Origin of the sequence: Streptomyces sp. NBC_00568 (assembly GCF_026341855.1) — a bacterium.
Taxonomy (GTDB): Bacteria; Actinomycetota; Actinomycetes; order Streptomycetales; family Streptomycetaceae; genus Streptomyces.
In genome coordinates this window covers 1,614,413-1,626,758 of record NZ_JAPENW010000001.1, presented here as the reverse complement: position 1 = coordinate 1,626,758, position 12,346 = coordinate 1,614,413, and the positions used below count along the sequence as shown (strand labels likewise).

12 protein-coding genes are annotated in these 12,346 nt (G+C 70.8%); 6 read left to right on the top strand and 6 right to left on the bottom strand.

Annotated elements, in window-relative coordinates; genetic code table 11:
- Nucleotides 1-39 precede the first annotated feature (39 nt).
- From OOK38_RS06835 to OOK38_RS06815, 5 genes are read left to right on the top strand one after another with little or no spacing between them, the layout of a single operon-like run.
- On the top strand, nucleotides 40-3,525 hold the full coding sequence (locus OOK38_RS06835) for a nitrate- and nitrite sensing domain-containing protein (RefSeq protein WP_266762679.1): 3,486 nt from the start codon (nucleotides 40-42) through the stop codon (nucleotides 3,523-3,525).
- Nucleotides 3,522-4,025, top strand: coding sequence for a roadblock/LC7 domain-containing protein (locus OOK38_RS06830; protein ID WP_266762681.1), 504 nt, complete (start codon nucleotides 3,522-3,524; stop codon nucleotides 4,023-4,025). The genes OOK38_RS06835 and OOK38_RS06830 overlap by 4 nt, the downstream gene beginning before the upstream one ends.
- Entirely contained in the window at nucleotides 4,022-4,432 is a 411-nt protein-coding gene (locus tag OOK38_RS06825) for a DUF742 domain-containing protein (protein ID WP_266762683.1), read from the top strand. The genes OOK38_RS06830 and OOK38_RS06825 overlap by 4 nt, the downstream gene beginning before the upstream one ends.
- The gene (locus OOK38_RS06820) at nucleotides 4,413-5,051 is read left to right on the top strand and encodes an ATP/GTP-binding protein (RefSeq protein ID WP_266762685.1); all 639 of its coding nucleotides are present in this window, start codon (nucleotides 4,413-4,415) and stop codon (nucleotides 5,049-5,051) included. The genes OOK38_RS06825 and OOK38_RS06820 overlap by 20 nt, the downstream gene beginning before the upstream one ends.
- 31 nt (nucleotides 5,052-5,082) lie before the next feature.
- On the top strand, nucleotides 5,083-6,336 hold the full coding sequence (locus OOK38_RS06815) for a styrene monooxygenase/indole monooxygenase family protein (RefSeq protein ID WP_266762687.1): 1,254 nt from the start codon (nucleotides 5,083-5,085) through the stop codon (nucleotides 6,334-6,336).
- 417 nt (nucleotides 6,337-6,753) lie between these two features.
- Here OOK38_RS06815 and OOK38_RS06810 read toward each other — a convergent pair whose 3' ends face one another.
- Nucleotides 6,754-7,419: a DUF6082 family protein gene (locus OOK38_RS06810; RefSeq protein ID WP_266762689.1), complete on the bottom strand. Its 666-nt coding sequence runs from the start codon at nucleotides 7,417-7,419 to the stop codon at nucleotides 6,754-6,756.
- Between the two features lie 516 nt (nucleotides 7,420-7,935).
- Here OOK38_RS06810 and OOK38_RS06805 point away from each other — a divergent pair.
- Nucleotides 7,936-8,490: a hypothetical protein gene (locus OOK38_RS06805; RefSeq protein WP_266762691.1), complete on the top strand. Its 555-nt coding sequence runs from the start codon at nucleotides 7,936-7,938 to the stop codon at nucleotides 8,488-8,490.
- An 8-nt stretch (nucleotides 8,491-8,498) separates the two neighbouring features.
- Here OOK38_RS06805 and OOK38_RS06800 read toward each other — a convergent pair whose 3' ends face one another.
- The 5 genes from OOK38_RS06800 to OOK38_RS06780 form a co-directional block, all read right to left on the bottom strand.
- Nucleotides 8,499-8,921 (bottom strand): hypothetical protein, encoded by a 423-nt coding sequence (locus tag OOK38_RS06800; protein WP_266762693.1) that lies wholly within the window; start codon nucleotides 8,919-8,921, stop codon nucleotides 8,499-8,501.
- A 78-nt stretch (nucleotides 8,922-8,999) separates the two neighbouring features.
- Nucleotides 9,000-10,157, bottom strand: a complete 1,158-nt coding sequence (locus OOK38_RS06795; protein ID WP_266762695.1) for a C40 family peptidase — start codon at nucleotides 10,155-10,157, stop codon at nucleotides 9,000-9,002.
- Between the two features lie 109 nt (nucleotides 10,158-10,266).
- Nucleotides 10,267-10,584, bottom strand: coding sequence for a hypothetical protein (locus tag OOK38_RS06790; protein ID WP_266762697.1), 318 nt, complete (start codon nucleotides 10,582-10,584; stop codon nucleotides 10,267-10,269).
- Between the two features lie 10 nt (nucleotides 10,585-10,594).
- A complete protein-coding gene (locus tag OOK38_RS06785; protein WP_266762699.1) occupies nucleotides 10,595-11,320 on the bottom strand; it encodes a TetR/AcrR family transcriptional regulator in 726 nt (241 codons plus the stop codon).
- Nucleotides 11,321-11,381: 61 nt separating this feature from the next.
- Nucleotides 11,382-12,311: a diiron oxygenase gene (locus tag OOK38_RS06780; protein ID WP_266762701.1), complete on the bottom strand. Its 930-nt coding sequence runs from the start codon at nucleotides 12,309-12,311 to the stop codon at nucleotides 11,382-11,384.
- Nucleotides 12,312-12,346 lie beyond the last annotated feature (35 nt).

Genomic DNA, 12,346 nt, shown 5'->3' with positions numbered 1-12,346 from the left:
GGCCCCAAATGGGTACACGAGTCAGGAATGCGAGCACCGGTGCAGAAGACGCGGCCGAGGCGCACAGGCAAGAAGACGGCCTCCAACTCCACAGAGGGTGGCGCCGTCGGCGACGCCACCGACTCCACGGGCCGGGGCAGGACCGCCCACGTACGCAACCGGCTGATCGTGGCCGTGGCGGTCGTCGCGGCCGCCATCGCCGGAGCCGGCGCGCCCACGGTGCTGTCCGCCTCGCAACAACTGAACGACTCCCAGAACCTGGTGACGCTCTCCCAGCGGACCCAGCAGGCGCTGACCCTCGCGCACTCGCTGGCCGACGAGCGCGACGACGTCACCTCCTACGTCGCCGCCGGCCGGCCCAAGGCCAAGGCGCCCTCCGAACAGCGCAGCGCCCGGGTCGACCGGCAGGTCGACGAACTGCGCGCCGACGACGACGCCCCCGCCGCGCTGCTCAAGGACCTCGACGCCGTCGCGGCCCTCAGGCGAGCGGCGCTCACCGGGAAGAGCACCGCCCTCGAGACGCACCAGGCGTACTCCGAGGCCATCGCCGAACTCCACGCCCTCGCCGAGGACCTGGCCGACCGGACGCCGCTGCGCGCGGGCTCCGGCGCCCACGCCCTCGCCGAACTGGACACCGCCGTCCAGCAGTCCGCCGCCGCCCGCGGACTGCTCCTCGCGGCCCTCGGCATCCCGCGCACCACCCAGACCGTCATCGACCCCATCACCGGGCTGGCGACGACCACGAACACCTCGTCGGACGCCGACACCAAGCAGCGCGACGCACTGAGCGCCGCCGCCCAGCAGGCCCGCCTCCGCTCCGACGCGGCCATCGCCGACTTCCGCGAGACCGCGTCCAAGAAGGCCGTGGCTTCGTACGACTCCACCGTCACCGGCCCCGACGTCGCCTCCGCCGACAAGTACCTGGCGAGCCTCACCGGCCAGCCGAAGCTCTCCGGCTCCGCGCTCGACACCGGCACCAAGAAACTGGACGCCGCGCTGTCCGCCCGGATCGAGCTGATGCGCGGAGCCGAGGCCTCCCTCAACGACCACCGCACCAAGGACCTCGAACTGCTGCGGGACGACGACGTCACCGCGCTGGAGATCCGCATCACCGCCCTCGGCGTGCTGCTGCTCGTCGCGGTCGGTGTCGCGATGGCCATGGCCCGCACCCTCACCCGGCCGCTCGCCGTCCTGCGCCTCGGCTCGGCCCGGCTCGCCGCCGACCCGGGCTCCCAGGAACCGGTCAAGTTCACCGGCCGGAACGACGAGTTCGCCCAGGTAGTCCGCTCCGTCAACGCGCTGCACACGCACGCCGCCACGCTCCACGAGCGGATCGGCACCCTCGAAGGCGACCGCAAGCACCTCATCGGCCAGCGCCAGCTGATGGCCGACGAGCGCGACAAGCTGCGCGGCGAACTCGCCGAGGCGGCCACCCACTTGCAGCAGGTGCGCGGCACCATCCACAGCACCTTCGTCAACCTCGCGCTGCGCACCCTCGGCCTCGTCGAGCGCCAGCTCGGTGTCATCGAGGGTCTGGAGGACCGCGAGCAGGACCCGGACCGCCTCGCCACCCTCTTCAAGCTCGACCACTTCGCCACCGTCATGCGGCGGCACAGCGAGAACCTCCTCGTCCTCGCGGGCGCCGAGCACGTCCAGCACCACGCGGGCCCGGTCCCGCTCGTCGACGTCGTACGGGCCGCGGTCAGCGAGATCGAGCGCTATGAGCGGGTGCGGATCGCCGCGCTGCCGCCGCACGCGCACATCGCCGGATTCGCCGCAGACGACCTCAGCCACCTGGTGGCCGAACTCCTGGAGAACGCCACCTCGTTCTCGCCGCCCGACGTGCCCGTCGAGGTCTCCGGCTGGCTGCTGGAGAGCGGCGAGGTGATGCTCTCCGTGCAGGACGAGGGCATCGGCATGACCGACGAGCGGATGAGCCACCTCAACGCCCGCCTCGACGAGTTCGACCCGGAGGACACGTACGACCAGGAGAGCGGCGAGGGACTCGGGCTCGGCCTGTACGTGGTGGCCCGGCTCGCCCACCGGCACGGCGTACGGGCGCAGTTGCGCGAGCAGAAGCAGGGCGGTGTGGCCGCCGTGGTCGTCCTCCCGAAGGCACTGCTGGCAGCCGCGCCCGCGTCCACCGTCCCCGCCACCCCCCGGGTTGTCGGCGCGGCTCCCCAGGTTGCCCTGCCCGGCGCCGACGCCGAGGCCAACTCCAATGTCCTGCGCGGTCGTTCGGTCCTCGCCGCGTCGGCCCCGGCCGGTGACGAGGACCCGCTGATCGCGGCGGCCCAGGCGGCCGTACGGGACGCCGGCCCCGAGGCGGACCCGGCTCAGGCACCCGTGTCCGCGCCCGAGCGGGCCGCGCAGACCCCGGTCATCCCGGCGCCCCGCGAGCCCCAGCCGGCCGCCGAGCCGGAACCCGAACTCACGCCCGAGACCACGATGGAGCTGCTGCTCCCGGACCTCGCACCGGAAGCCCTGGCGCCGGACACCTCCGGCACGGCATCTCCCGCACCCGAGCCCCCGGCACCGGGATCCCCGGCATCTCCCGCACCTGAGTCCCCGGCACCGGGATCCTCGGCATCTCCCGCACCTGAGTCCCCGGCACCGGGATCTTCTGCGCCCGAGTCTCCGGCGCAGGGATTCTCGGCATCGGCATCTCCCGCACCCGAGCCCCCGGCACCGGGATCCTCGGCATCTCCCGCACCTGAGTCCCCGGCACCGGGATCTCCTGCGCCCGAGCCTCCGGCGCAGGGATTCTCGGCATCGGCATCTCCCGCACCCGAGCCCCCGGCACGGGACTTCGCGGCATCGGGATCCCTCGTACGTGAGTCCCCCGCACCGGAAGCCCCGGCGGCCGGGGCGCCCGCGGCGGAGCTTTTCGCACCGGACTCCACCGAGGCGGCGACCGCCACGGGGACGGCACCCCGACCCGACTCCGGGCCCGCGTCCGTACCCGCCCCCGGAGCCCCCGAGCCGGATCCCGGCCTCGCCGGACCCGCACCGGTCTCCCCCCAGGCGGCCGCGGACCTCGACGAGCCGGCTCCCGGCTTCGCCGTGGACGCCCCCGCCGAGGGCGGGACGGCCCCCGGTGCCGCCGAGCCCGCTCCGGTGCCCGCCCCGCGCGCGGAGGCCACCACCGACCCCTACGCCATCGGCCCCGACAGCCACGAGCGGGCGCCCGACGATCACCCCCGGCTCACCGACAAGGGCCTGCCCAAGCGGACGCCGAAGATCTCCGCCCCCGCCGCCGCCCCGCGGCCGCGCGTGGGCGGTGTGGACGCCGATGCCCTGCGCCGCAGGCTGGGCGGCTTCCACCGGGGTGCGATCGAGGGCCGTCGCGACGTGGAGGCCGAGATCGCCGACCGGACGGCGGAGACCCCCACGCCCGACGGACAGACACCGTCGGAACCCGTGGCCGCCGCACACGCTCCCGCAGGACCCGCGCCCACGGCGCACCGGCTCAACGCACAGGACGTAGAAGCATCGGGGGGCACAGTCGAGGAGGCAAGCAGTTGACCGCGACCAGTACCTTCGGCCTGAGCAGCGAAGCACGTAACCTGCACTGGCTGCTGACCAATCTCGTCGAGGAGGTGCCGGGCCTCCTGTCGGTCGCGGTCGTCTCCTCCGACGGCCTGCTGCTGCTGTCCTCCGACCCCGGCCGCAACGCCGAGGCGCGGACGGCCGACAGCACCAGGCCCACCGGCCCCAAGGGTTCCGCCGCGGACCTCGCCACCATCGTCTCCGGCATCGGCAGCCTCACCATCGGCGCCGCCAAGCTGATGGACGGCGGCGGCGTCAAGCAGACGATGGTCGCGATGGACGAGGGCAGCCTCTTCGTCATGGCGATCAGCGACGGCTCGCTCCTCGGAGTGCACGGCTCGCCGGACTGCGACATGAGCGTGGTGGCGTACCACATGGCGCTCTTCGTCGGCCGGGCCGGACACGTCCTGACCCCCGAGCTGCGCATCGAGCTCCGAAAATCCCTCGAGGCCGACGCGCTCGGGAGTACCCGATGACCGTGTCGAACGGCGTTTCGAGGCTCCCCGTCCGCGGCGGCGACCGCAAGCCCGCCCGGGTGCGCCCCTACTCGCTCACCGGCGGACGGACGCGCTTCGGCCACGTCCTGCTGGTGGAGACCTTCGTGGCCGCGCTGGAGGCCCCGGAGGCGCGCAAGGAACTCACCAACGGCTCGCTCACCCACCGGGTGATGCCCGAGATGCGGGCCATCGTCGAACTCTGCCGCCGGATGCGCACGGTGGCCGAGATCGCCGCCCTCCTCAGGATGCCGCTCGGAGTGGTCCGGGTGCTGCTGAGCGACCTGGCGGACCAGGGAAAGATCCGTGTGTACGGAACAGGTCACGGCCCGGGACAGCCGGACCGCGCTCTGCTGGAAAGGGTGCTGAGTGGACTCCGTCGTCTCTGACGCCGAACCTGGCGTCGCCCCCCTCCTCGACGACGAGGAGAATCTGCAGGCCTGGCAGACGGACCGCACGCGCGCGCCGATCGCCACGAAGATCGTGGTGGCGGGCGGCTTCGGTGTCGGCAAGACCACGCTCGTCACCTCCGTCTCGGAGATCACGCCTCTCCAGACGGAGGCGCTGATGACCCGGGCGAGCGAGGACACCGACGACCTCACGGGTACGCCGGAGAAGCTGACCACCACCGTGGCCATGGACTTCGGGCGCATCACGCTCGACGACGACCTGGTGCTCTACCTCTTCGGCACGCCGGGCCAGCAGCGGTTCTGGTTCATGTGGGACGACCTGGTGCGCGGCGCGATCGGTGCGGTGGTCCTCGCCGACACCCGCCGTCTCTCGGACTGCTTCCCGGCACTCGACTACTTCGAGAGCTGCGGACTGCCGTACGTCGTCGCCGTCAACCACTTCGACGGCAGCGACCGGTTCGAGCCGGACGACGTGCGCGAAGCCCTCACGGTTCCTCCGCACATACCTGTCATGATCATGGACGCGCGCCGCCGGATCTCGGTCGTCGAGACCCTGCTCGCCCTGGTCGGTCACGCGCTCGACGTCAGCCCCGAATAGGGACGCCCAAGTCCTAGGAGAAGCAACCCGCATGCGGAAGATACTCGTCGTCGGAGCCGGTCAGTCCGGACTCCAGCTCGCCCTCGGCCTCCAGTCGCAGGGGTACGAGGTCACCCTGATGTCGAACCGGACGGCGGACGAGATCCGGTCCGGCCGGGTCATGTCGACGCAGTGCATGTTCGACACGGCACTCCAGCACGAGCGCGATCTCCAGCTGAACTTCTGGGAGTCGCAGGCCCCGAAGATCGAAGGGCTCGGCGTCTCGGTCGCGGCCCCGGGCTCCTTCGACCCGGGCCCCTCGCAGCGCGCCATCGACTGGGTCGGCAAGCTCGACGGGTACGCGCAGTCGGTCGACCAGCGGGTCAAGATGGCCGGCTGGATGGAGACGTTCGCGCAGCGCGGCGGCCAGCTGGTCATCCACGGCGCGGCGGTCTCCGACCTCGACTACTTCTCCCGCGCGTACGACCTGGTGCTCGTCTCGGCGGGCAAGGGCGAACTCGTCTCGATGTTCGGCCGCGACGCCTCCCGCTCCCCGTACACCGAGCCGCAGCGCGCCCTCGCGGTGGCCTACGTGCACGGCCTCGGCCCGCGTCCGGAGCACCCCGACTACGACGCGGTCCGCTGCAACCTGGTGCCCGGTGTCGGTGAGCTCTTCATCATGCCGACCCTCACCACCTCGGGACGCGCCGACATCCTCTTCTGGGAGGGCATCCCGGGCGGCCCGCTCGACGTCTTCAACGGCGTGAAGGACCCCGCCGAGCACCTCTCCCTGACCCTGGAACTCATGGAGCGGTTCACGCCCTGGGAGTACGCGCGGGCCACCAACGTCGAACTGACCGACGCGGGCGGCACGTTGTCCGGGCGGTACGCCCCGACCGTCCGCAATCCGATCGGCCGCCTTCCCGGCGGCGGACTGGTCCTCGGTGTCGCCGACGTCGTCGTGGCCAACGACCCGATCACCGGCCAGGGCTCCAACTCGGCCTCCAAGTGCGCCGCCGCCTACCTGGCCTCGATCGTCGAGCAGGGCGACAAGCCCTTCGACGAGGAGTGGATGCAGGCGACGTTCGACCGCTACTGGGACACCGCGCAGCACGTCACCAAGTGGACCAACGCGATGCTGGGCGTCCCGCCGGAGCACGTCCTCAACCTGATCGGCGCCGCGGGCCAACTCCCGCCCGTCGCAGACCGTTTCGCCAACGGCTTCAACAACCCGGCCGACTTCGAGAACTTCTTCTTCGACCCGGAGAAGACGGGCGCGTACCTGGCGTCGGTCACCGGGGCCTGACGCCCCTCTGACCTGCGGTCCAGCCGTCGTCGCCTGTCGTTGTTTGTCGTCGTCGGTTCTTCTCGGACGGCCCACGGACGGCCCCAGGGTTACCCCTGGGGCCGTCCGTGGTTTCCGTTGCCAGACCCCCTCGATGCCGAACTATGGGCGGGGTGGTCGCTCAGGTCTGTGAACCCGGCCAGGGTGTATCACGCTGCCAAATCCGACCGAGGGCTGCTGTCAGTTGGCAGAGATGGCGCGAGCATCCTCGAACAGCGGTCGGTGTAGCGGCTTTGGCCGGGAGCCGCTTTGGCGCGAGTGATCATGGCCCCGTAAGCTTCCGGCGCGTCGGGCAGTCTGTGTACCTGGACGCGATCGCGTCCGTCTACGACAAGGCCCAATGCCCGGCCAGCCGGCCGCCGTGTCGGGCAAGGTGTATTACTGACTCGGATCTCTAAAGTAGTCTTCCTCTGCTACTGGAGGCTCCGTGGCAATTGCTTCACGGTAAGCCTGATCTGCGAGGTCGACGAATCGCAGTCCCAGGGTATCTCCCTCTTGAACCTCGGAGTGCGCGCGCCATTTCTCCCTTCCTTCAGCCCAGTGGGCGCGGGCCACTTCGCCTCGGAAATGTTCCCTGAGGTTGGCTAGGGTTGCTCCTTCGCCGGTTCTTCGCAACCGAAAGTCGGTAATCCATGCAGCCATGATCAGGTTGACGAAGAGAATCTTTTTGTAGCGCTCACGTGAAACGGGGATGCGTGGGGGCTCCCAGCAAGTAAGAAGTTCCGGGTCGCTCAATGACCAAAGAATCAGCTCTCTGTGCGCCGAGCGCTGCCCTTCCTGGTGCTCGATGCGAACTTGCCTCGCCTGGAATGAGATGGAGGCAATTACGCCTATCAAGGCGGCGGTCGAGATCAGGATTGATATGCCTCCGTAAGTTTGGCTGATGTTGCTGAGTTTTCCCCAATTTAGACCTGAGGGCGCCATCCAATTGAGAATGAATGGAGTGATCGCGACTAAGGCGGTGCTGCCGGCCGCAAGAGCGACCCAGGCCGCTATTCTCCGCAGCGCAACTCGTTCTATTGGCGCCACTTTGCCCCCTGTCATGTGCCCGAAGCCCCATGTTGGCCACCTCGTGTCCCGCCAGCAAGACCGCGTTAAGGGCCCGGCTCTCGGCAGCGCCGTGACGACGGGGAAGGCTCGCCCGTGTTTGCCTGATGGGGCGTCAAAACGCGGGATGCATCGCTTCCCGGCGCTGTGGCTGGCGTGCTTGGGCACAGCAACGCGGCCCTGCTGCTGACGATCTGTGCCCTCTCATGCCTAGCAGTCGGAGGCGGACGCGTAAGGCAAGCGCGACCGTTTACGGCAGGGCCAACGTCCGGCCTGACGGCCTACGGACGGCCCACCGCCCTCTATAGGTCCTCTGGTTGAGGAGAAGCCGCAGGTGAGGCGCCCGTGGGGCCGTGGGCTGGCTTCTCCGACCCGGAGAAGACGGGCGCGTACCTGGCGTCGGTCGCTGGAGCATGACCTGCGCCTGATCTGCTCCGCACGCCTGTGCGGTTCCGCGGCGCCGCTGCCGGGTAGGGCCTCCTCGGACGGATGACCGAGTGGCGGGGGCGCTGTATGGGACCGACGGGCCGGACATGGTCCTGGCGGGCGGTCGGCGGGCTCGCCGTGCTGTGGCTCGTGGGCTCTCTGGCCGTGGTCTGGCTGCTGTTCGGCGCCCGGCTGGCCGCGCTGACCGGCATCGCAGGTCCGACCGGCACCTTCGTGGTCGCCGGTTGCTACGCGGGGCCGGAGGACACCGACACCCAGTGCCGGGGCACGTACACGCCGTCCTCCGCGTCCTCGTCCGCCGGTGCGACGGCGGCGCGGCCGATCCTGCTCCGCTCCGCCTCCGGCGACCTCCGGCCGGGCACCCGGCGCGATGTCCGACTCGTCGGCGACGCGGTCTTCGAGCCCTCGCCGATCGCCACCTCCGAATACGTCACCTTCGCCGGCTGGACGGCGGTCACCCTCGGCCTGCCCGGCCACTGGCTGCTCACCTCCGCCCGCCGAGGGCGCCTCCTCAACGGCGAGAACTACGTCTTCGTCTGGCTCGCCTCTCTGATCGGCGCCATCGCCCTCGGCATCCTCACCCTCCCGGTGGCCTGGCTCCTGGCGATCTCCCGGGGGTAGGAGGAGCTCTAGTCGCAGCCGGGCGGGTTCTTCTTCGCCGGGACGAACTGGAGTGTGGGCATCCCGGCCGCGTCGAAGTTGGCGGTGTCCGGGCCGATCAGGGTCATGTAGCCGGCGAGCGTCTGGGTGTAACGCGGAGCACGTTCCCCCTTGACCTGCTCGACGCCGGGGAAGACCGTGTCGAGTGTCCACCAACGGCCCCCGAACTTGACCCACTTGATCCCGCAGTGCGTATAGATGTCGTACGGGTACGGCTTGTGCTGCACGGGCTTGGTCGGACCTTCCTTCCAGTGGCCCTCCTCGGGGGTGCGGGCGGGCAGGGTGGGGCCGTGGTACCCCTCGGCGGTCGGGGTGTCGGTCAGGGACGAGCAGCCGGTGAGCAACAGCCCGGCGCTCAGGAGCAGGGCGGCGGCTCGGTGCGATGTCTTCATGGTCCCAGGACGCCCGGGGTTCGTATTCCGTTCGGTCCCGCGGGCTTCCGGCCGTGCCTGTCCCGGGCGAGGCGGCCCCTAGCTCGTCCCGGTGGCCGGCGTGACAGAGGCGTAGCCCTCGTCGGATCCCTCTGTGGCACCCTCGGGGAGCTTCGGCGGCGTGAAGTGCCCCAGGGGCGACCCGTCCGGATCGGGACGCACCGCGCCCAGCAGCGGGTTCGCCGCGATGGGCGACACCTTGATCTTCGACCCGGGCCGCGGCGCCTGCACCACCATCCCGTCGCCCAGGTAGAGGGCGACGTGCGTGGCCTCGGGGAAGTAGATCACCAGATCGCCGGGACGCAGCTCGTTCAGCGGGATCTTCGGGAGCCGGGCCCACTGTTCCTGGCTGGTGCGGGGGATGGGCCGGCCAGCCCGCTCCCAGGCCTGTGACGTCAGTCCCGAGCAGTCGTAGGCCGCCGGGCCCTCGGCGCCCCACTCGTACGGCTTCCCGATCTGCTCGACGGCGTAGCGCAGCGCCTCCTCGCCCTCCCGCGACGGCGGCCGCACGCTGCTGAGCGCGCCGGACGCCATGATCTTCTTCTGGGCCGTGGCCGTCCCCGACTTCTCGAACCTCTCCAGTTCGGCGAGCTGCTCCGCGGTCAGTGAGGCGAGCAGCTGCTGGACGTCGTCGAGCCGCTCGCGCACCTCGTCCCGCTCCTTCTTCTGCCGTTCGGCGAGGGAGAGCTGACCGTCCAGCGCCTTCCTGGCCGCGCGCGCGAGCACGTCGATCCGCTGCTCGCTGCCCGTCACCCGCTGCACGGTCTCGGCCCGCTCCAGCGACAGCTGTCCGATCAGGTGCCCCTGGTCGAGGGCGTGCTGCGGATCCCGGGCGAGCAGCAGCCGTACGTACGTGGAGATCTCGCCGCTGCTCTGGTACTGCTGCCGGGCCAGCCGTCCCGCGGCGCCGCGGCTGTCGTGCAGCGAGAGGCGGGCTCTGGCGAGTCCGGCGTCGAGCCTGCCGACCTCCGCGCGCTTCTTCTTCAGCTTCTCGGCGGTTCCGTTGTACGTCTCGGTGGCGCGTTCGGCGTCCCGGTACAGCCGCTGAAGATCCGTCAGCAGTGAGGCGACGGACCGCTGGGCACCGGTCCCGGAACCCGGGCCGGGCTCCGGAACGGCCACCGCGGGCGCTGGCGACAGCAGCGCTCCGGCCGCGATCGCCCCCGTACAGACCAGACGCAGAAGTCTTGCTGACACGTCATCACCTCCGGTGCCGGGGTGGTCCGTCCACCACCCGTCTCGCACCGGCAGGATGGGGCGACCGCGTCCCGGGCGCGCGCCGGGTGACCGCTTCGGCCCAAGAAGGTCACTCGTCGGCGTTGCCGTCCGGCGTGGCGCCGCCCCTGCCCCGGCTGCCGTGCGTGCCCGAGGACCAGGGCCACTTGAACCGGCGTTCCGAGTCGCCCTCGGGGGCGTACTCGTACTTCCACCCCTGATGCAGCCCGAGTCGCTTGCTCGTCGCCGCCTGGACGCGCCGGTAGACCAGCACGGTGGGCTTCCCGCCGTCCGCGTCGGGCACCGGAACCCGGTACGTCTTCGGCGGGTGACCGGTGATCCCGAGCAGGACCGGCAGGACGCGCCCGTCCAGCGGGCCGCCGACAAAGGGGGTGTCTTCGCTCTTCACCGGACCAGTGTCACAGCAAGTGGGCCGCGTCCCCGACAACGGGCAGCACCCGGCGGACCAGGGCCCCCACGATGCCGTCCGGGCTCTCCATCGCGAGCGAGGCCCGGACCACCGCCGCGGTCTGCGGATCGCGCCCCGCACTCGCCGCGAGCGCGGCCACGAACTGCTCGACGAGCCAGTCCCGCAGCTCGTCCAGCGGCGGTTCCTTGTCCTCGTCGAGCCAGATCAGCGAGGCGGCCTCCACGGCCGTGATCCACATCCGTACGGTCATCCGCAGCCGGGGCCCGGGATCCTTCACCGCCAGATGATCGAGAATGTGCTCCGCCGCCGCCCTGCGGACCCCGTCGACTATGGCCGTGGTGCGCGAGGTCTCGATGACGCTCCCGCCCTGCAGCAGCGCGCTGAACCCGGCGTCGTGCTGGTCCACGAACGCGAGGTACCGGTCCAGGGCCCGGGAGAGCCGCTCGGTGAGCGGCCCCTCCGGAGGCTCCGCGAAGCAGTGCTCCAGTTCCTCGGCGGCGGACCGCAGGGCGGCCTCGTACAACTGCTGCTTGCCGCCCGGGAAGTACCGGTACACGAGCGGCCGCGACACCCCGGCCGCCTCCGCCACATCGTCCAGCGAGACCTCCTCGGGCACCCGCTGAGCGAACAGGGACAGCGCGGCTTCGAGCAGCTGACTGCGCCGCTCCTCGACGCTGAGCCGACGGTACGCGGGGGTGGGAGCCTGCGAGGTCATGTCGGGCAGCGTAACCGCCCACCGTGCGGGGCAGCCCGGCACCGACCTCCCGGGAAGCCGCTCAGGCCAGCAGCCCCGACGACTTCCACAGCCGCCGCCCGGCCCCCCGCAGCACCCCGATGTCGTCCAGGAAGTCCGTCAGCCGCTTGGCCCCGGTCTGCATCACTTCCCGCCGATGCCCGCTGGCCTTGACCTGGGCCAGGGCCTCGCGCCTGTCGAGGCCGACGTTCGTGTAGACCTCGGGGTTGACGAAGGCCACCGAGAAGATACGGGCGAACTCGCCCGACGTGATCCGGGTGAACTCCTGGGACCACCGCGGCGCCGTGACCATCTGCCGCCGCAGCTCCTCCCGGGCGTAGCGGACGTGCCGCGCCTCCTCCACGACGTGGATCCGTGTGACACCCCGGACGAGGGTCTGCACCCGCTCGTCCGGGAACGTGAGCCGCTGCATCCAGTCGAGGATCTCCTCGCCGAGCAGCGTCGCCGTGAAGGAACCCGGCGTGGTCGAGATGGTCTTGAAGAGCCGGCCCAGGTTGAGATGAGCCCGGCTCACCGGGTAGTACGGGGTGCCCCCGCGGGTGATCAGCCGGGCGAACATCTTCGAGTGCCGGCACTCGTCCTCGATCTCGGTCAGCGCGTACCGCACATGCGCGCTCGTCGCCGCCTTGTCGTAGATGTGCCGCACCAGCAGCTGCATCAGGATGATCTCGAACCAGATGCCCAGTGACGCCAGCGCGGCCGCCTCGTGCTGGGAGAGGGCGATCCGCTGCTCCTCGCTCATCCGCCGCCACAGCGGGGTGTCGTACAGCGACACCAGCTCGGGCGGCCAGAACCACTTGCCCTCCTCGAAGGGCGCGTCCCAGTCGAGCTCCTTGTCGGGGTCGAAGGAGTGCTTGGCGGACGAGTCGAGGAGGCGCTCGGCCACCTGCTCCCGGTCCTTGAGCAGACCGAGCGCGTCACGGAGCACATCGGCTTCGGGCACCGTCGTCATGGCTGTTCCCACCTCGTCGTACGGGATCGCTTCAG

Bases quoted from the DNA above. Each gene is read 5' to 3' on its own strand.
- OOK38_RS06815 (WP_266762687.1), top strand. From the start codon at position 5,083: ATGCGGAAGATACTCGTCGTCGGAGCCGGTCAGTCCGGACTCCAGCTC.
- OOK38_RS06825 (WP_266762683.1), top strand. From the start codon at position 4,022: ATGACCGTGTCGAACGGCGTTTCGAGGCTCCCCGTCCGCGGCGGCGAC.
- OOK38_RS06800 (WP_266762693.1), bottom strand. From the start codon at position 8,921: ATGAAGACATCGCACCGAGCCGCCGCCCTGCTCCTGAGCGCCGGGCTG.
- OOK38_RS06805 (WP_266762691.1), top strand. From the start codon at position 7,936: ATGGGACCGACGGGCCGGACATGGTCCTGGCGGGCGGTCGGCGGGCTC.
- OOK38_RS06810 (WP_266762689.1), bottom strand. From the start codon at position 7,419: ATGACAGGGGGCAAAGTGGCGCCAATAGAACGAGTTGCGCTGCGGAGA.
- OOK38_RS06780 (WP_266762701.1), bottom strand. From the start codon at position 12,311: ATGACGACGGTGCCCGAAGCCGATGTGCTCCGTGACGCGCTCGGTCTG.
- OOK38_RS06785 (WP_266762699.1), bottom strand. From the start codon at position 11,320: ATGACCTCGCAGGCTCCCACCCCCGCGTACCGTCGGCTCAGCGTCGAG.